Genomic DNA, 17,489 nt, shown 5'->3' on the forward strand with positions numbered 1-17,489 from the left:
GATCAGATCCGGTAGCCGGAGCCGGGCACGGTGACGATGACCGGCGGCTCGCCCAGCTTGCGGCGAAGCGTCATCACCGTCACGCGCACCACGTTGGTGAACGGGTCGGTGTTCTCGTCCCAGGCCTTCTCCAGCAGCTGCTCGGCCGAGACGACCGCGCCCTCGCTGCGCATCAGGACCTCGAGGACCGCGAACTCCTTGGGCGCGAGCTGGACCTCCTTGCCGTCGCGGAAGACCTCGCGGCGGTTGGGGTCGAGCTTGATGCCGGCGCGCTCCAGGACGGGCGGCAGGGGCACGCTCGTACGACGGCCGAGGGCGCGCACGCGCGCGATCAGCTCGCTGAAGGCGAAGGGCTTGGGCAGGTAGTCGTCGGCGCCGATCTCCAGGCCCTCGACACGGTCGCTGACATCGCCGGACGCGGTGAGCATGAGCACGCGCGTGGGCATGCCCAGCTCGACGATCTTGCGGCAGACGTCGTCGCCGTGCACGAGCGGGAGGTCGCGGTCGAGGACGACCACGTCGTAGTCGTTGACGCCGATGCGCTCGAGGGCGGCCGCACCGTCGTACACGACGTCGACGGCCATGGCCTCCCGGCGCAGTCCGGTGGCCACCGCATCGGCGAGCAGTTGCTCGTCCTCGACGACGAGTACGCGCACGTCGCAAGTCCTTCCTGTGTCCGCCCGACGTCGCGCACCGTGGGCGCGTGCGAGCAGGGGTGTTCGTGGGGTGTGACCTCCATCCTGCCCTTTTCGGCCGTAAGTCGGCTGTAAGGCGGGTTGCGGACCGCACGGAGCGGGGTTGCCGGCCGCAAGGACCGGGGCTTGGGGCGGGAATACGAGATTTTCTCCTCCGGTTGAGGTTTCCGGATGAGGGAGCGGGGGGAGGACGGCTTTACACCCCGCGATCACACTCTGCACGTGCCGCAGCACCATGCGGCACTGCCGCCGCTTCTGCAGAGCGGGCGTGGATGTCCGGCACCGTCGCCGCCCGGCAGGGCAGCGCTGGGCACCCGCGAGGGCCGTGATCGTCCCTTTCCCACCCGGCACACCCCCGTGCCACCGACCCACGACCCAAGGACGAGGGGGCGCAGCATGGACGCTTTCACCGCAGGACTTCTGCAGCGCATAAGGGCGACCGAGTCCGACCTGTCGCGGGCTCGTGACGAGGGCGACGACTTCCTCGTCGAGGTGGAGCAGGCAGAACTCGACGACCTGCGACGCCTCGCCGCCGAACACGGTGTGGAGGTCGGCGCGTCACGCGTCTGATCGGCCCGGCAGCACAAGAAGGGACCCCGGCGAATCCAGCGCCGGGGTCCCTTCGCGTTCTCCGGTCGGGGCCGACCGGGCGCCTGCCGTGCTCAGTCGTGCCAGGCCCCGAAGTCCTCCAGGAGGCCCTGGAGCGGCTCGAACACCCCCGGCGACCCGGCGACGGTGAGGTCCCGCGACGGCGGCTGTCCGGGCCGCCCGCCGACCAGTGCGCCGGCCTCCCGCGCGATCAGGTCACCGGCGGCGTGGTCCCATGCGTTGAGCCCGCGCTCGTAGTACCCGTCCAGCCGACCGCAGGCCACGTCGCACAGGTCGATCGCCGCCGAGCCGCCACGCCGGATGTCGCGCAGCAGCGGGATCAGCCGGGCGGCCACCTCGGCCTGGTGGACGCGGACCTCGGTGACGTAGTTGAAGCCGGTGGAGACCAGCGCCTGCTCCAGCGGGGGCGCGGGGCGGCAGGCCAGCGCCCGCTCGCCCTCCCACGCGCCGGTCGCCCACGCGCCGCCGCCGCGCACGGCGTGGTACGTCTCGCCGCGCATCGGCGCCGCGACGACCCCGGCGACGGTCTCGCCGTCCTGCTGTGCCGCGATGGACACGGACCAGGTCGGCAGGCCGTACAGGTAGTTCACGGTGCCGTCCAGGGGGTCGATGACCCAGCGGACGCCGCTCGTGCCCTCGGCCGAGGCGCCCTCCTCGCCGAGGAAGCCGTCGTCGGGCCGCCGGCCGGAGATCAGGTCGGTGATCAGCTTCTCGGCCGCGATGTCCATCTCGGTGACGACGTCGATCGGGCTGGATTTCGTCTTCGCCACGGCCAGATCCGCCGGGCGGCCGTCACGCAGCAGCTCTCCGGCGCGGCGGGCGGCCTCCTGGGCCAGTTCGAGCAGGTCCCGGTGGAGTGCGTCGGTCACGGGGCTCCTCACGCGTAGGGGCTGTCGGCGCCCGCTGCGGCCGGGCGCGGGGCGCGGGCCGGGCAGCAGCCGACGGGGCAGACGTTGTGGCTCGCACCGAGGGTGCCCAGGGCGCAGGGGGTGATCTCCCGGCCGCGCTCCGCCTCGGCGCGCTCCGTGATCAGCTCGCGGACGGCGGCGGCGAAGCGGGGGTCGGCGCCCACGGTGGCCGAGCGGCGCACCGGCAGGCCCAGTTCCCCGGCCTTGGCCGTGGCCTCGGTGTCGAGGTCGTAGAGGACCTCCATGTGGTCCGAGACGAAGCCGATGGGGGCCATGACCACGGCCGGGACGCCCGCGGCGTGCTGCTCCTCGAGGTGGTCGCAGATGTCCGGCTCGAGCCACGGGATGTGCGGGGCGCCGGAACGCGACTGGTAGACGAGCCGCCAGGGGTGGTCCACGCCGGTGCGCTCGCGGACGGCGTCGGCGATCAGCTGGGCCACGTCCAGGTGCTGCTCGACGTAGGCGCCGCCCTCGCCGTGCGCCTCGACGGGGCCGGAGGTGTCGGCGGCGGAGGTCGGGATGGAATGCGTGGTGAAGGCGATGTGGGCGCCCGCGCGGACGTCCTCGGGGAGGTCGGCGAGGGAGCGCAGCACGCCGTCGGTCATGGGCTCGACGAAGCCGGGGTGGTTGAAGTAGTGCCGCAGCTTGTCGATCTTCGGCAGTTCGAGGCCCTCGGCCTGAAGGGCGGCGAGCGCGTCGGCGAGGTTCTCGCGGTACTGGCGGCAGCCCGAGTAGGAGGCGTAGGCGCTGGTGGCGAGCACGAGGATGCGGCGGCGGCCGTCGGCGACCATCTCGCGCAGGGTGTCCGTCAGGTACGGCGCCCAGTTGCGGTTGCCCCAGTAGACCGGCAGGTCCAGGCCGTGCTCGGCGAAGTCCTTGCGCAGGGCGTCCAGCAGGGCGCGGTTCTGGTCGTTGATGGGGCTGACCCCGCCGAACAGGAAGTAGTGCTGCCCGACTTCCTTCAGGCGTTCCTTCGGGATGCCTCTCCCGCGCGTGACGTTCTCCAGGAACGGGACCACGTCGTCCGGGCCTTCGGGGCCGCCGAAGGAGAGCAGGAGCAGGGCGTCGTACGGGCTGGCATCGAGCGCGTCTGGCATGACCCGATCCTCCCACCCGGCGCTGACAGCCGGGAAACAGCAGGGTGACGAGTCGGGTTCCAGTGGGTTCAGGGCGGTTTATTCCATGGCTGATCAAGATGTTCTTAGGGTCGCCTAACTCGTAAGCTGTATCAGTCGCATTCGCGCCTTACCGAGCCGCTCCGGAGACCACGTGCCCAGCCCCTACAGAGCCCTGTTCGACGAGCCCGGCACGAAGGCGTTCTCCGCCGCGGGGCTCCTCGGCCGGATGCCGCTGTCGATGATGGGCATCGGCGTGGTCACGATGATCTCCCAGCTGACCGGGCGGTACCGCCTCGCCGGCGCGCTGTCGGCCACCATCGCGCTGTCCGCCGCGGCGATCGGGCCGCAGATATCCCGGCTGGTCGACCGGTACGGACAGCGCCGGGTGCTGCGCCCCGCGACCCTGGTGGCGCTCACGGCGGCGGCCGGGCTGCTGCTCGCGGCGCACGCCGGGTGGCCGGACTGGGTGCTGTTCGCGTGCGCCGCCGGGATCGGCTCCGTGCCGAGCCTCGGCGCGATGATCCGGGCCCGCTGGGCGGCCCTGTACCGGGGCACGCCGAAGCTGCACACCGCCTACTCGTTCGAGTCGGTCGTCGACGAGATCTGCTTCATCTTCGGCCCGATCATCTCCATCGGGCTGTCCACCGTCTGGTTCCCGGAGGCCGGGCCGCTGCTGGCCGCCTGCTTCCTGGCCGCCGGTGTCGTCTGGCTGACCGCCCAGCGGGCCACCGAGCCGCGGCCCCACCCGCGCGAGCACCACGGCGGCGGCAGCGCCCTGCGCTCGGCGGGGCTCCAGGTACTGGTGGCCACTTTCGTGGCGACCGGCGCGATCTTCGGCGCGGTGGACGTGGTGACCGTGGCGTTCGCGGACGAGCGTGGTCACAAGGGCGCCGCGAGCGTGGTGCTGGCGCTGTACGCGGCGGGTTCCTGCGCGGCCGGGGTGGTCTTCGGGCTGCTGCGGTTCGCCGGGGCGCCGGAACGTCGCTGGCTGCTGGGCGTGGCGGCGATGGCCGTGAGTATGATCCCCCTCCTACTGGTCGGAAACTTGCCGCTTCTGGCCGTGGCGCTGTTCGTTGCGGGGCTGTCCATCGCACCGACGATGATCACGACGATGTCCCTCATCGAAGAGCACGTACCTCGCGCGAAGCTCACCGAGGGCATGACCTGGGTGAGCACCGGCCTCGCGGTCGGCGTCGCGCTCGGCTCCTCCGTGGCCGGCTGGGTGATCGACGCAGCCGGGGCGCGGGCCGGGTACGGGGTTCCGGCGGTGTCCGGGGCCGTCGCGGTCGCGGTCGGTTTCCTCGGGTACCGCCGGCTGCGCAGGCCGGCCGCGGGTCGGGGAGGCACCGTTGAGCAGCACAGCGAGCGGGAAGAACGGCACCTGGCGTAACTGGGGCGGGAACGTCTCCGCCCGGCCCGCCCGGCAGGTCACACCGGCCTCGGCCGAGGAGCTGGCCGAAGCGGTGCGCCGGGCCCGGGAGGACGGCCTGAAGGTCAAGGCGGTCGGCACCGGGCACTCGTTCACGTCGATCGCGGCCACCGACGGTGTCTTGATCCGCCCTCAACTGTTGACCGGAATACGCACCATTGACCGGGAGTCCATGACGGTCACGGTGGAGGCCGGCACCCCGCTCAAGAGGCTCAATGCCGCACTCGCCCGTGAGGGCCTGTCGCTCACCAACATGGGCGACATCATGGAGCAGACCGTCTCCGGGGCCACCAGCACGGGCACGCACGGCACGGGCCGCGAGTCCGGTTCGATCGCCGCCCAGATCAAGGGGCTTGAACTCGTCACGGCCGACGGCTCGGTGCTCACCTGCTCCGAGAAGGACAATCCCGAGGTCTTCGCCGCCGCCCGGACAGGGCTGGGCGCCCTCGGCATCATCACCGCCATCACGTTCGCCGTGGAGCCCCTCTTCCTGCTCACCGCGCGCGAGGAGCCGATGCCGTTCGAGCGGGTCCTCGCCGAGTTCGATCAACTCTGGGCCGAGAACGAGCACTTCGAGTTCTACTGGTTCCCGCACACCGGCAGCACCAACACCAAGCGGAACAACCGCAGCGCGGGCCCGGAGCGGCCGGTGGGGCAGCTGGCCGGCTGGTTCGAGGACGAGTTCCTCTCCAACGGTGTCTTCCAGGTGGCCCAGTGGGTCGGCCGCGCCGTACCCGCCACCGTTCCCACCATCGCCCAGGTCTCGAGCAAGGCCCTGTCCGCACGCACGTACACCGACATTCCCTACAGGGTCTTCACCTCGCCGCGCCGGGTGCGCTTCGTGGAGATGGAGTACGCCGTGCCGCGCGCGGCCCTGGTGGAGACGCTGCGCGAGCTGAAGGCCATGGTCGACAGCTCGGGCCTGCGGATCAGCTTCCCGGTCGAGGTGCGCACGGCTCCGGCCGACGACATCGTCCTGTCCACCGCCTCCGGCCGGGACAGCGCCTACATCGCCGTCCACATGTTCCGGGGCACGCCCTACCAGGCCTACTTCACCGCCGCCGAGCGGATCTTCACGGCGCACGAGGGCCGGCCGCACTGGGGCAAGGTGCACACGCGGGACGCCGAGTACCTCGCGCGCGCGTACCCGCGGTTCGCCGAGTTCACTGCGCTGAGGGACCGCCTTGACCCGGACCGGCTGTTCCAGAACGACTACTTGCGGAGGGTTCTGGGGGCGTAGGCGCCGCGGCGGACCCGCTGGGCGTGGGGGTCCCGGTGGCCGGAGCACGGCTCGGCTCCCCGCTCGGGGAGCCGCCGGGCGCCGGGGTCGCGCTGTGCGTCGTACCGTCGCCGGTACCGGGCGCGTGCTCGCGGGACGGCACATCCGAAGCGGGCCGTGTCTCGGCGGACCCGGCGGGGGCATCGGTCTTCCCGGAGGTGGCGGGGGACGAGCCCCGGCCGACGACCGCGTCGCTCACCGTCGTACCGGTGCCGCCGCTGAAGCTGCTGCCGGAGGCCAGTTCGTACGTCGTGATCCCCGCCATGGTCACGCCGAACACAACGATCCCCGCGACGACCGGCCGCCGCCAGCTCCTCACGCGCGCGCGATAGACGGTCCCCTCGGTGAACTGCCCCGGCGCTGGTGGCACTTCCTCCCTGGGGCGGGCCGTGACCGTCGCCTCCCGCAACTGCTCCCCGGTCCGCCTGAAGAAGTGCTGGAACAGCGTGCCGCCGCAGGTGGCGAGGACGCTGACGACGCCCGCGCCGAGGATCGTGCCGTACACCCCGAAGCTGGACGCGAGTTTGGCCGCCACGACCGCCGCCAGGGCGCCGCCCGCCACCTGGGGGACGTTCAGGTCGATCCGCCTGCGACCCGCATCGGGTGTTTCGCCCATACCCGGAACTTGCCTGCCTTTCTCACGCTCGACGACACACTTGACGCCATTGAGTCATTGACGACATTGACAGCATTGATCGGATTGATCGCATTGATGGCATTGACCTCATCGACCGACTGACTGCACGAACAGGGACGCACAACAGAAACCATTAGTTCCGTTTCTGGGTATTGCGTGAAGTTCGCCACGTTCATGATCGGCAAAACCGGTTGCCGGGGGCCAAGTCGCGGCCCTTGCCAGAAGTTGGGCGGCGCGCCCATCCACGCACATGGTCCAAATGGAGTACTGTTGCGAGCCCTGGGCCCGGTCTTCCCACCAGGATGTCCGGGGCCTTGCAGGACCGCCCGGGAGGGGGCTAGTTGCACAGGGTGACAGTTTTGGTCACTTAGCGTTGCGAACAGGTCACCGTGCCATAACGGCGGCCCAGGGCCCGTGCCCGACACGCCGGGCAACTCGGCAAGGTTGTGGCAGGCTGCACCCGGGCAGGCCACACTCGACTAGCGGAAGCAGCGACGCACGTGACGTCGGCAGGCACCACCCGGGAGGTCCCCATGCCCGAACTGCGTGTCGTGGCCGTCTCGAATGACGGCACACGGCTGGTGCTGAAGGCTGCCGACGCAACGGAGTACACCCTTCCGATCGACGAACGGCTCCGCGCCGCCGTGCGCGGCGACCGGCCCCGTCTCGGCCAGATCGAGATCGAGGTCGAGAGCCATCTGAGGCCCCGTGACATCCAGGCGCGGATACGCGCGGGTGCCACCGCGGAAGAGGTCGCACAGCTCGCCGGCATCCCCGTCGACCGGGTGCGGCGTTTCGAGGGGCCCGTGCTGGCCGAGCGTGCCTTCATGGCCGAGCGCGCCCGCAAGACCCCCGTCCGCCGCCCCGGTGAGAACTCCGGTCCGCTGCTCGGCGAGGCCGTCCAGGAGCGGCTGCTGCTGCGCGGCGCCGAGAAGGACACCGTCCAGTGGGACTCCTGGCGCCGCGACGACGGCACCTGGGAGGTGCTCCTCGTCTACCGGGTCGCGGGCGAACCGCACTCGGCCAGTTGGACGTACGACCCGCCCCGGCGGCTCGTGCAGGCCGTGGACGAGGAGGCGCGCTCGCTGATCGGCGAGTCCGACGACCTCGCCGTGCCGGAGCCGAGCTTCCCGTTCGTGCCGCGCATCGCGCGCCTGCCGCGCGAGCGTTCGATGGACCGTGCCCTCGACCGCGGCGAGCGCGAGCGGCCGAGCCTGCCCGCGCAGCCGCCCGAGCCCGCCGAGGAGCCCGCGGGCGAACGCGACTCGCTGACCAGCCTCCTTGAGGCCGTACCGAGCTTCCGGGGCGACCTGGTGGTCCCGGAGCGCCGGGAGGAAGCTCCGGAAGAGCCGGTCGAAGAGCCCGCGGCGGAAGAGCCGCCGGCGCCCGCCGCCTCGGCCGGTTCGGCCTACGCGGACGTCCTCATGCCCCGCTCCGTCGGCAGCCACCGCGACCGGCTCATCGGCGCCACCGACCGTCAGGCCGAGGCCGACGGCGTCCGGCCCGGCCGCCGCGCCGCCGTACCGAGCTGGGACGAGATCGTGTTCGGAACACGCCGCAAGAAGCAGGAGTAACCGGCGTAACAGCCGTACGGAAAGTGGGGGCACGCGTGCGTGCCCCCACTTTCCGGCGTCCCACGGGACTGCCGGCGCCCGCTACTGCGGGTCCGCCCCCACGGCGACCGGGCGGGACGGGTCGCAGGACCATTCGGACCAGGAACCCACGTACAGAGCCGCCGGGATCCCGGCCACCGCCAGTGCGAGGACCTCGTGGGCGCCGGAGACGCCCGAACCGCAGTACACGCCCACCTCGGCCTTGGCCGCGACCCCCAGGGCCTTGAAACGGTCGCGCAGTTCGGCCGCGGGCAGGAAGCGGCCGTCGGGGCCCACGTTCTCCGTCGTCGGCGCCGACACCGCGCCCGGGATGTGTCCGCCCACCCGGTCGATCGGCTCCACCTCGCCGCGGTACCGCTCCCCCGCGCGCGCGTCCAGCAGCACGCCCGTACGGGCCAGGGCGGCGGCCGCATCGGCGTCCAGCCGGCCCGTGGCGGCCGGCACCGGCCAGAAGTCGCCCTCGGCCGGATCCGGTGCCTCGGTGGACAGTTCGCCCTCCCAGGACGGCAATCCGCCGTCGAGGACCCGCACGTCCGGGTGACCCGTCCAGCGCAGCATCCACCACGCGCGCGCGGCGGCCCAGCCCTGGCCGCCGTCGTACACGACGACCGGACGGCCGGCCGAGACACCCGCGCGGCGCATGGCGGCGCCGAACTCCTCGATGTCCGGCAGGGGATGCCGGCCGCCTGCCCCGGGCGGTCCGGCCAGCTCCCGGTCCAGGTCGACGAAGACCGCACCGGGGAGGTGTCCGGCCGCGTACTCGGCCCGCCCGTCGAAGGCCGGCGCGCCCGCCGCCTTCGCCACGCTCAGCTGCCAGCGCACGTCCAACAGCACCGGCGGGCGGTCGCCGGTCAGCTCGTGTGCGAGATCGGTTGCGGTGATGATGGCGTTCATGGCGTCCATGCATACGCCAGGGGTGGCCGCGGCGTCCAGGTCCGGCTACTCTGCTCGGCCGGACAGGGTCGGTCACGAGGCGTATGGGATCGAGCACGTGCTGTACAGCCGGCGGACACCCGTCGGCCATCGTCAGGAAGTGCCGAAAGACGGCAGTTCGGGCATCCTCCCGGAGGTGTCGCCGAGCGGCGGCGCGGCAGGGCCCGCTGCGGCGTGGAGGATGCGGGCACCGGCACGGGCGTACCCGCCGCCGGCGTGGACACCCCTTCCGGAGAGCGGAAGCGACACGGCCACCGCGAGGGGCCGGGGAGAGAGTGATCGATGACCGAGGCACGGGAGTCGGCCGGTCCGCACGCGCGGCGCGCGCCCGGCACGCCCTGCTGGGTGAGCCTGATGGCGCACGGGCTGGCCGCCACCGAGGAGTTCTACGGCGAGCTGTTCGGCTGGGAGTTCCGGCCGGGCCCGCAGCAGCTCGGCCCGTACGTGCGGGCGCTGCTCGACGGACACGAGGTGGCCGGCATGGGCCAGCTGCCGCCGGACCGCCGGCTGCCGATCGCCTGGACGCCGTACTTCGCCTCGGACGACGTGGACCGCACGGCCGACACCGTACGGCTGTGCGGCGGCACGGTGGCGGTCGGCCCGCTGGACGCCGCCGAGGCCGGGCGGATGGCCATCGCCGCCGACCCCTCCGGGGCGGTGTTCGGCATCTGGCAGGGTTCCGCGCACTTCGGCACGACGGTCCCCGGTGCGCCCGGGACGCCCGGGACGCCCGCCTGGAACGAACTGGTGACGTTCGAGACCGAGAGCGTCGCCAAGTTCTACACCACCGTGTTCGGTTACGAGGCGGAGCCGGTGCTGTCCGCCGGCTTCGACTACGTGACCCTGCACCTGGCCGGCCGTCCGGTCGCCGGACTGCACGGCGTGGGTCACGCCCTGCCCCGGGACCGGGGGCCGCACTGGCAGACGTACTTCGAGGTCGCCGACACCGATCTGACGCTGCGGCAGGTCACCGAGCTGGGCGGCCGGGTCGTCCGGCAGGCGCACGACAGCCCGCACGGGCGCGTGGCGACCGTGGCGGATCCGGAGGGCGCGGAGTTCTCCGTGATCCGGGAGCCGCACTGAGCCCTGGGGGCCTTGCAAGCCCCGGGAGCCCTGGGAGCCCCGGGGGTCAGTTGACCGGCAGGACGTCCGGGGACAGGGCCGCCGCGCGGGCCGACGCGGCGGTCATCCGGCGCCGGTGGTGGCGGCGGCACAGCACCTCGTAGCCGACCTCGCCCGTGGACTGGTCCACGTCGCCGACGACCACCTGGGCGCCCTCGACGACCATCTCGCCGCCTATCGTGCGGGCGTTGTGCGTGGCGCGGGCGCCGCACCAGCACAGCGCCTCCACCTGGAGCACCTCGATGCGGTCGGCCAGCTCGACCAGCCGCTGCGAGCCGGGGAAGAGCTTGGAGCGGAAGTCCGTGGTGATCCCGAAGGCGTACACCTCCAGGCCGAGATCGTCCACCACGCGCGCGAGCTGGTCGATCTGCCCGGGCGCGAGGAACTGCGCCTCGTCGGCGATCACATAATCCACCCGGCCGCCCTGGGAGAGGTGGTCGACGATGTACGCGTACAGATCCTGGTCGTACGCGACCTCCACCGCGTCGGTGACCAGGCCGAGCCGGGAGGAGAGTTTGCCCTCGCCCGCGCGGTCGTTCCGGGTGAAGATCATCCCGACCAGGCCCCGCGCCGAGCGGTTGTGCTCAATCTGCAGAGCCAGGGTCGACTTCCCGCAGTCCATCGTTCCGGAGAAGAACACCAGCTCGGGCATGAGGAGTTGAGCACCTTTCGGTGAGTGGTCACAGCGGGGCGGGCGTCAGGAGCGTACTTCGAGCAGCGGGACGAACTGCTCGGCGGGAGTCATCGAACCGTGGTTGCCGACCAAAGCCGACTCCTTGGGCTCCCGCTCGGTGGCGATGATCAGGACGTCGTCGTGCGCTGCCGCGACCACGTCCCCGAGCCGCGGGTACACCCGCTCGTCGATGTGCGGCCCGAACCAGCCCGCCGCGATCGCCTCGTCCCGCGAAGCCACCCAGAACTGCTCGCCGAGCACCTCGCGCCAGCAGGTCAGTACGTCGTTCTCTGCTCCCGGCACCGCGTACACGTGCCGTGCCCGGCCCTCGCCGCCCAGCAGGGCGACCCCGGCGCGCAGCTCCCAGTCCGTGTCGAAGTCGAAGCGGTGCTCGTCGTCGAACGGGACGTCGACCATGCCGTGGTCGGCGGTGACGTAGAGCGCGCTGCGCGGGGGCAGCTGCTCGGCGAGGCGCTGGGCGAGCCGGTCGACGTACATCAGCTGGCCGCGCCAGGTGTCGGAGGCGACGCCGTAGCGGTGCCCGGAGCCGTCCAGCTCGGAGTAGTAGGTGTAGACCAGCGAGCGGTCCCCGGCGGCCAGTTGCTCGGCCGCGAGGTCCATGCGCTCCTCGCCGGTCAGCCGGCCGTGGAAGGTGCCGCCGCTGAGCGCGATCCTGGTGAGCGGGGTGTGCTCGAAGGCGGGCGAGGACACCTGGGCCGCGTGCACCCCGGCCGCCTGGGCGAGCTGGAAGACGGTGGGGTACGGCTGCCAGGGGCGCGGGTCGGTGTACGGCTGGAAGCGGAGCTGGTTCATCAGCTCGCCGGTGGCCGGGTTGCGCACGGTGTAGCCGGGCAGGCCATGGGCGCCGGGCGGCAGGCCGGTGCCCACGGAGGCGAGGGAGGTCGCGGTGGTCGCCGGGTAGCCGGCCGTCAGCGGACGGCCAGTGCCGCCGCGCGAACTGCCGAGCAGCGAGGTCAGGAAGGGCGCCTCGTCGGGGTGGGCCTTCAGCTGCTCCCAGCCGAGCCCGTCGACCAGGAACACGCAGACCCGGTCGGCCGCGGTCAGTTCCGGGATCGTTGCGGTCAGACCGGGGACGCCCATCCCGGCGGCCAGGGTGGGCAGCAGGTCGGCGAGGGAGCCGGTGCCGTACTCGGGCAGCGGCGCGGTGTCGAGGGCGAGCGGATCCGGGTGGTCCCAGGCGGAGAGCTGGGACATCAGCGGGTGAGGTCCGCGGTCGCCTCCGAGATGGACTGCGCGAAGGCGAGCGCCTGGCGCACCGTCTCCGGGCCGTCCCCGGCCTCGCTGACGCGCAGGCTGAGGTCGTCCGCCGTGGAGTTGCCCGTGTAACCGTGATCCGCGTCGCAGTTGGGGTCGCCGCAGGCGGCGGGCTCCAGGTCGATGCGGTTCACCGCGCCCCAGCCGATGGTCAGCACGACCTCGCGGGGCAGCGTGCCCGGTGTGTACTGCTCGGGGTTCGCGACCACCCGGCTGACCACGACCGAGGAGATCCGGCCGATCTTCACGGACTCGGTGGAGGTGGTGGCGTACGGCGTCGGGGAGGTGGTGTCGGCGGCCTGCTCGTCGGTGTGGCTGACGATGAACCGGTTGCCGGTGAGGACCAGCACCGTGACGTGCCGACGCACCTCGTTCTGGTCGAAGGTGGTCTCCTGGTGGACCAGGTACGACCGGATGGGCTCGCCGCCCACAGCGGCCTCCACCGCATCGGCCACGAGGGCCGGGTAGTAGCCGCTGCGCTCGATCGCCGAGCGCAGCCCCTGGGTCGTCGTACTGGTCTTGGCCATGGCGTCCATCCTAATCCGTGGGCAGGGGCGGTCCGGGCCAGTCGGACGGACCCGGGGCGGCCTGCGCACGCGCGCGTGGGTGCCGCTGGACAAGCCCCGGCAGGATGCCCATCCCCTCCGCCGCGATCGGACAGGAGACCGGTCCGGGCCCGCCGGCGTCCGCCTCGAACGCGACCACGAGGGGAGGTGCCGCGCCGGGCGCGCGCCGCAGCCGGGCCGTCTCCCCGGTGGTGGGCTCACCAGTCCCACCAGTTGCCCCGGGCAGCGGCCGGCCGGCGATCTCCATCCGGTCCCGCCTCCCCGGTCAGTAGGCCGGCATCGTGCGCGGGCCCAGGTCGTCGCGGGCGGGCGGCGGCGCCAGCCGTACGGTGGCGCCGAGGGCGCTCACGCCGTGCGGGGCGACGACGACCGGTTCGAGGGTGACCGCGACCACCTCCGGGTGATCGTCGACCAGCCGGGACACTCGCAGCAGCAGCTCCTCCAGCGCGGGGGTGTCGACGGGCGTGGAACCGCGCCAGCCGAACAGCAGCGGGGCCGTACGGATCGACCGCACCAGGGAGGTCGCCTCGCGGTCGGTGACCGGGATCAGCCGGTGCGCCATGTCCCCGAGCAGCTGGGAGGCGGCTCCGGCGAGGCCGAAGGACAGCACGGCACCGGCGGCGGGATCGATCACCGCGCGGACGACCGTGTCGACACCCCTGGGCGCCATGCCCTGCACCACCGGCCGCAGCTCCTGCGGGATCCCGAACAGCTCGGTCAACTCGCCGTACGCGCGCCGCAGTTGCTCCTCGTCCGCGAGGTCGAGGCGTACGCCGCCAAGGTCCGCGCGGTGCCGCAGGTGCGGGGCGGTGGCCTTGAGGGCCACCGGGTAGCCGAGGGTGCGGGCCGCTTCGACGGCGGCGTCGGGGGTCGGGGCGGGCAGGGCCCGGCGGACGTGTATGCCGTACTTCCCGAGCAGTTCGCAGGTCTCGGCGGCGGAGATCGTGAGCCCCTCCCCGCGCGCGAGCAGCTCCCCGATCAGCCGTGCGGCCCCCTTCTCGTCGATGTCGTCGTACTCCGGCACCTTCCCGGGGTCGGCCGCATCCCGCTGCCACTGCCCGTACTCGACGGCTTCGGCGAGGGCCCGCACCGCGCGTTCGGCGGCGGGGTAGGCGGGGATGAGGCGGGTGCCGTCGGCAGGTGCCGCTCCCGCGGTGGGCAGTGGTGCCGCTCCGGCGGCGCCCGTCCTGGGTGACTTCTCGACGGCCTGCGGTGCCGTACTCGCCGCGGCCGACAATGCCTCGGCAAGCCCGCCCAGCTCCACATGTACGACGAGGACCGGCTTGCCCGGCACGGCCGCCGCGGCCGACCGCAACGCCTCCGCCAGCTCCGCGTCCCCGGGCGACCCCTCCCCGATGGCGGGGATCGCCGTGACGACAACGGCGTCGTTCGTGCTGTCGGCCAGCGCCGCGGCCAGTGCCCGGTGGAAGTCCTCCGCCGTCGCCCCGGTCGTCAGGTCCAGCGGAGGCGACGGCCGCAGCCCCTCGGCCACGCAGCGGTCGTACGCCAGGACGCCCAGAGACTCGGAGTTGCCGAGGATCGCCACCCGGGGGCCGCCCGGCAGCGGCTGCCGGGCGAGCAGCAGGCCCGTGTCGACCAGTTCGGTGATCGTGTCGACCCGGAGCACCCCGGCCTGCCGCAGCAGTTCGGAGACGGTGGCGTGCGGCAGGCGGGTCGCCCGTACCGCGTGCCCCTGCGGCACGGAACCCACGCCCTGCACCACGACCAGCGGCTTCGCCGCCGCCGTCCGCCGCGCGAGCCGGGTGAACTTGCGCGGGTTGCCGATGGATTCCAGATACATGAGGGCGACGTCGGTCTCGGGGTCGTCGTACCAGTACTGCAGGACGTCGTTGCCGGAGACGTCTGCCCGGTTGCCGGCGGAGACGAAGGTGGAGACACCCGTGACCCCGGTGACCCCTCCGCCGCGCCGGTGCAGCCGGGACAGCAGGGCGATGCCGATGGCTCCCGACTGGGCGAACAGGCCGATGCGGCCGGCACGGGGCATCTCGGGGGCGAGGGAGGCGTTCAGCCGGACGTCCGGCGCGGTGTTGATGAGCCCGAAGGCGTTCGGGCCGATGATCCGCATGCCGTACGCGCGCGCGTGCCGCACGAGTGCCCGCTGCCGCTCCCTGCCTTCGGGGCCGCTCTCCGCGTATCCGGCGGACAGTACGACGAGTCCCTGCACGCCGTGCTCTCCGCACTCGGCGACCACCGCGGGCACGTGATCGGCCGGCACGGCGACGACGGCGAGGTCCACGGGGCCCTCGACGTCGCGCACGGACCGGTACGCCGGCACCCCGTCGACCTCCTTGAGGTCCTCGGGGAAGGCCCGGTTCACCGCGTGCAGCCGGCCGCCGTAGCCGCCGTCCCGGATGTTGCCGAGAACGCTGCGGCCGACGCCGCCGGGGGCGCGGCCGACGCCGATGACCGCCACCGAGCCGGGCGCGAGCAGCCGCCGTACCGAGCGGGCTTCGGCGCGCTGCTCCCGCGCGCGCTGGACGGCGAGCGAGCGGTCGGTCGGCTCGAGGTCGAACTCCAGGCGGACGACGCCGTCCTCGAAGCTTCGCTTCTGGGTGTACCCGGCGTCCGTGAACACCTTGATCATTTTGGTGTTGGCGGGCAGCACCTCGGCGGCGAAGCGGCGGATGCCCCGCTCGCGCGCGACGGCCGCGATGTGCTCCATCAGGGCGGAGGCGACTCCGCGGCCCTGCTGGGCGTCCTGCACCAGAAAGGCGACCTCGGCCTCGTCGGCGGGCGCGGAGGCGGGCATGCCGTCGGTGCCGATGCGGTCATAGCGTACGGTGGCGATGAACTCGCCGCCGATGGTGGCCGCGAGTCCCACCCGGTCCACAAAGTCGTGGTGCGTGAAGCGGTGGACGTCCTTGGCGGACAGTCGTGGGTACGGCGCGAAGAAGCGGTAGTACTTCGACTCGTCCGAGACCTGCTCGTAGAAGCTGACCAGGCGGTCGGCGTCATCAATGGTGATGGGCCGGATGCGCGCGGTGCCACCGTCGCGCAGCACCACGTCCGCCTCCCAGTGGGCGGGGTACTCGTACCGGTCCTGCCGGTCCGCCGAGCTCTGCATGGGGCCCAGAGTACGGCTCGCGTCCGACAATGGCGCGAGGCAGTCTGTGGGGGACGGAAGCCGGACCGAGGCCGCGGTCCGACGTCACACCGGAGGGGACGAGGGTCCGCTCCGGGCACGCTTCGCGGTATGGGAAACTGGTCTAGACAACCCTGAACACCGAAGGGCAGCAACACATGGCTGAGCGCCGCGTCAACGTCGGCTGGGCCGAGGGCCTCCACGCCCGCCCCGCCTCCATCTTCGTCCGAGCCGCCACGGCCGCAGGCGTCCCGGTGACGATCGCCAAGGCTGACGGCACGCCCGTCAACGCGGCCTCCATGCTGGCCGTCCTGGGCCTGGGCGCCCAGGGCGGCGAGGAGATCGTCCTCGCCTCCGAAGCCGAGGGCGCGGACGTCGCCCTGGACCGTCTGGCCAAGCTGGTCTCCGAGGGTCTGGAAGAGCTGCCCGAGACGGTCTGAGCACTGCGCACGAAACAGTGAAGCCGCGTCGCCCTTTCCGGGCGGCGCGGCTTCGCCGTTTCCGCCTTCTTTTGCGGATGCGCGGGCACACCGGAATTCCGGCAGCAGAAATAAACCGCCACCGAATTACTCCTCTTTGTATACGGCGTCCGTGTTAATGCCGCAGGCCCGACATGTTTACGGCGTGTTGCGAAGTCCTCACACGCTCGCCGGCACCGGAAAAGCGAAGCCGGTGCGCGGCCGTCGCGCGCTCGCCGTGCAGTGCCGTGAGCGCCCGCGCGCGCTCGCCGTCGCCCCGCGCCACCGCGTCCACGATCGCACCGTGCTCCGCCCAGGACTCGGCCGGGCTCGACGGCGGCTCGACCGTGTACATCCAGGCGATCTTGTGGCGCACCTGGGTCAGCATCGAGGTCAGCGAGGGGCTGCCGCAGGCCTGGGCGAGCGTCTCGTGGAACCAGCCGCCCAGCGAGCGCAGATCCTCGCTGCTGCCCCGCCTGGCCCGCTCCTGACCCAGTCTGACCAGGCCGCGCAGCACCTTCAGATGCGCTTCCGTGCGCCGCTGTGCGGCCCGGGCGGCGCCGAGCGGCTCGAGCAGCATGCGCATCTCCAGCAGGTCGGCCGCCTCCTGCTCGGTCGGCTCGGCCACGCACGCGCCTGCGTGCCGGCGCGTCACCACGAAACCCTCCGCCTCCAGGGTGCGCAGGGCCTCGCGCACGGGGACGCGCGAGACGCCGTAGCGGCGGGCCAGGACTTCCTCGGTGAGGCGGCCGCCGCGCTCGTGGACACCGGCGACGATGTCGTCCCGGATCGCCGTGCATACCGAGTGCGCCGGAATACGCATGACCGACCTCCGCCTTAATCCCCGTGAAACGTCGACGATGGACGTGTGTTCCGTGACTCTATTGCAATGAGCCGGAATTTCCGACGGCGGGCCGGAATCCATGGATATTTTTTGGACAGCGACCGTTGGACAGCAGCCGTTGAACAGCGACCGGCGCGGACCTCCGGCGGACATCGTGAAAAACAGCGAAAGCCCCGGCTCGGTGAGCCGGGGCCCGGGCTGCCGTGCGCGGTGCGCCGTGCACGTTG

At 72.4% G+C, this 17,489-nt stretch carries 18 protein-coding genes; 8 read left to right on the forward strand and 10 right to left on the reverse strand.

Features of this window, described 5'->3' with window-relative positions; genetic code table 11:
- Positions 1-2: 2 nt before the first annotated feature.
- Positions 3-656: a response regulator transcription factor gene (locus A6P39_RS12690; RefSeq protein ID WP_003993508.1), complete on the reverse strand. Its 654-nt coding sequence runs from the start codon at positions 654-656 to the stop codon at positions 3-5.
- A 435-nt stretch (positions 657-1,091) separates the two neighbouring features.
- Between A6P39_RS12690 and A6P39_RS12695 the strand changes: the two genes are divergently transcribed.
- Positions 1,092-1,265 carry a hypothetical protein gene (locus A6P39_RS12695; protein ID WP_023546087.1) on the forward strand — a complete coding sequence of 58 codons (174 nt, stop codon included), beginning with the start codon at positions 1,092-1,094 and terminating at the stop codon, positions 1,263-1,265.
- A gap of 92 nt (positions 1,266-1,357) precedes the next feature.
- Here the strand turns inward: A6P39_RS12695 and A6P39_RS12700 are convergent, their stop codons facing one another.
- Together A6P39_RS12700 and A6P39_RS12705 are read right to left on the reverse strand one after the other, a co-directional pair.
- Positions 1,358-2,173 carry an inositol monophosphatase family protein gene (locus tag A6P39_RS12700; protein ID WP_067054690.1) on the reverse strand — a complete coding sequence of 272 codons (816 nt, stop codon included), beginning with the start codon at positions 2,171-2,173 and terminating at the stop codon, positions 1,358-1,360.
- An 8-nt stretch (positions 2,174-2,181) separates the two neighbouring features.
- Positions 2,182-3,309, reverse strand: a complete 1,128-nt coding sequence (locus tag A6P39_RS12705; RefSeq protein ID WP_067054692.1) for a ferrochelatase — start codon at positions 3,307-3,309, stop codon at positions 2,182-2,184.
- Positions 3,310-3,481: 172 nt separating this feature from the next.
- Here A6P39_RS12705 and A6P39_RS12710 point away from each other — a divergent pair, with 172 nt between their 5' ends.
- The 5 genes from A6P39_RS12710 to sepH all read left to right on the forward strand — a co-directional run bounded on the left by A6P39_RS12710 (position 3,482) and on the right by sepH (position 8,249).
- Positions 3,482-4,720 carry an MFS transporter gene (locus A6P39_RS12710; protein WP_067054695.1) on the forward strand — a complete coding sequence of 413 codons (1,239 nt, stop codon included), beginning with the start codon at positions 3,482-3,484 and terminating at the stop codon, positions 4,718-4,720.
- On the forward strand, positions 4,680-5,999 hold the full coding sequence (locus A6P39_RS12715; protein WP_067054698.1) for a D-arabinono-1,4-lactone oxidase: 1,320 nt from the start codon (positions 4,680-4,682) through the stop codon (positions 5,997-5,999). The genes A6P39_RS12710 and A6P39_RS12715 overlap by 41 nt, the downstream gene beginning before the upstream one ends.
- Positions 6,000-6,034: 35 nt before the next feature.
- Positions 6,035-6,370 carry a hypothetical protein gene (locus A6P39_RS12720; protein WP_159396192.1) on the forward strand — a complete coding sequence of 112 codons (336 nt, stop codon included), beginning with the start codon at positions 6,035-6,037 and terminating at the stop codon, positions 6,368-6,370.
- Positions 6,371-6,471: 101 nt separating this feature from the next.
- Entirely contained in the window at positions 6,472-6,777 is a 306-nt protein-coding gene (locus A6P39_RS12725; RefSeq protein WP_067054703.1) for a hypothetical protein, read from the forward strand.
- Between the two features lie 431 nt (positions 6,778-7,208).
- Positions 7,209-8,249, forward strand: a complete 1,041-nt coding sequence (gene sepH, locus A6P39_RS12730; protein WP_067054704.1) for a septation protein SepH — start codon at positions 7,209-7,211, stop codon at positions 8,247-8,249.
- An 81-nt stretch (positions 8,250-8,330) separates the two neighbouring features.
- Here sepH and A6P39_RS12735 read toward each other — a convergent pair whose 3' ends face one another.
- The gene (locus tag A6P39_RS12735) at positions 8,331-9,182 is read right to left on the reverse strand and encodes a sulfurtransferase (protein ID WP_067054932.1); all 852 of its coding nucleotides are present in this window, start codon (positions 9,180-9,182) and stop codon (positions 8,331-8,333) included.
- 321 nt (positions 9,183-9,503) lie between these two features.
- Between A6P39_RS12735 and A6P39_RS12740 the strand changes: the two genes are divergently transcribed.
- A complete protein-coding gene (locus tag A6P39_RS12740) occupies positions 9,504-10,304 on the forward strand; it encodes a VOC family protein (protein ID WP_067054706.1) in 801 nt (266 codons plus the stop codon).
- 46 nt (positions 10,305-10,350) lie between these two features.
- Here the strand turns inward: A6P39_RS12740 and A6P39_RS12745 are convergent, their stop codons facing one another.
- From A6P39_RS12745 to A6P39_RS12765, 5 genes are read right to left on the reverse strand one after another with little or no spacing between them, the layout of a single operon-like run.
- The gene (locus tag A6P39_RS12745) at positions 10,351-10,995 is read right to left on the reverse strand and encodes a thymidine kinase (protein WP_067054709.1); all 645 of its coding nucleotides are present in this window, start codon (positions 10,993-10,995) and stop codon (positions 10,351-10,353) included.
- A gap of 45 nt (positions 10,996-11,040) precedes the next feature.
- On the reverse strand, positions 11,041-12,231 hold the full coding sequence (locus A6P39_RS12750) for an alkaline phosphatase family protein (RefSeq protein WP_067054712.1): 1,191 nt from the start codon (positions 12,229-12,231) through the stop codon (positions 11,041-11,043).
- Complete coding sequence (locus A6P39_RS12755; RefSeq protein ID WP_067054716.1) at positions 12,231-12,827, reverse strand: DUF5998 family protein; 597 nt, start codon at positions 12,825-12,827, stop codon at positions 12,231-12,233. Before A6P39_RS12755 ends, A6P39_RS12750 begins: the two co-directional genes overlap by 1 nt.
- 1 nt (position 12,828) lies before the next feature.
- Positions 12,829-13,104: a hypothetical protein gene (locus A6P39_RS12760; protein ID WP_067054719.1), complete on the reverse strand. Its 276-nt coding sequence runs from the start codon at positions 13,102-13,104 to the stop codon at positions 12,829-12,831.
- Positions 13,105-13,122: 18 nt separating this feature from the next.
- Entirely contained in the window at positions 13,123-15,942 is a 2,820-nt protein-coding gene (locus tag A6P39_RS12765) for a bifunctional acetate--CoA ligase family protein/GNAT family N-acetyltransferase (protein ID WP_199841012.1), read from the reverse strand.
- Positions 15,943-16,118: 176 nt separating this feature from the next.
- Here A6P39_RS12765 and A6P39_RS12770 point away from each other — a divergent pair, with 176 nt between their 5' ends.
- The gene (locus A6P39_RS12770; RefSeq protein WP_067054722.1) at positions 16,119-16,400 is read left to right on the forward strand and encodes an HPr family phosphocarrier protein; all 282 of its coding nucleotides are present in this window, start codon (positions 16,119-16,121) and stop codon (positions 16,398-16,400) included.
- A 154-nt stretch (positions 16,401-16,554) separates the two neighbouring features.
- Here A6P39_RS12770 and A6P39_RS12775 read toward each other — a convergent pair whose 3' ends face one another.
- Positions 16,555-17,241, reverse strand: coding sequence for a GntR family transcriptional regulator (locus A6P39_RS12775; protein WP_067054724.1), 687 nt, complete (start codon positions 17,239-17,241; stop codon positions 16,555-16,557).
- Positions 17,242-17,489: the final 248 nt, after the last annotated feature.

The sequence above is a fragment of the Streptomyces sp. FXJ1.172 genome (assembly GCF_001636945.3).
Classification (GTDB): Bacteria; Actinomycetota; Actinomycetes; order Streptomycetales; family Streptomycetaceae; genus Streptomyces.

Coding starts and splice junctions, on each gene's coding strand:
- A6P39_RS12695 (WP_023546087.1), top strand. CDS start 1,092: ATGGACGCTTTCACCGCAGGACTTCTGCAGCGCATAAGGGCGACCGAG.
- A6P39_RS12705 (WP_067054692.1), bottom strand. CDS start 3,309: ATGCCAGACGCGCTCGATGCCAGCCCGTACGACGCCCTGCTCCTGCTC.
- sepH (WP_067054704.1), top strand. CDS start 7,209: ATGCCCGAACTGCGTGTCGTGGCCGTCTCGAATGACGGCACACGGCTG.
- A6P39_RS12735 (WP_067054932.1), bottom strand. CDS start 9,182: ATGAACGCCATCATCACCGCAACCGATCTCGCACACGAGCTGACCGGC.
- A6P39_RS12740 (WP_067054706.1), top strand. CDS start 9,504: ATGACCGAGGCACGGGAGTCGGCCGGTCCGCACGCGCGGCGCGCGCCC.
- A6P39_RS12745 (WP_067054709.1), bottom strand. CDS start 10,995: ATGCCCGAGCTGGTGTTCTTCTCCGGAACGATGGACTGCGGGAAGTCG.
- A6P39_RS12750 (WP_067054712.1), bottom strand. CDS start 12,231: ATGTCCCAGCTCTCCGCCTGGGACCACCCGGATCCGCTCGCCCTCGAC.
- A6P39_RS12755 (WP_067054716.1), bottom strand. CDS start 12,827: ATGGACGCCATGGCCAAGACCAGTACGACGACCCAGGGGCTGCGCTCG.
- A6P39_RS12760 (WP_067054719.1), bottom strand. CDS start 13,104: ATGGAGATCGCCGGCCGGCCGCTGCCCGGGGCAACTGGTGGGACTGGT.
- A6P39_RS12765 (WP_199841012.1), bottom strand. CDS start 15,942: ATGCAGAGCTCGGCGGACCGGCAGGACCGGTACGAGTACCCCGCCCAC.
- A6P39_RS12770 (WP_067054722.1), top strand. CDS start 16,119: ATGGCTGAGCGCCGCGTCAACGTCGGCTGGGCCGAGGGCCTCCACGCC.
- A6P39_RS12775 (WP_067054724.1), bottom strand. CDS start 17,241: ATGCGTATTCCGGCGCACTCGGTATGCACGGCGATCCGGGACGACATC.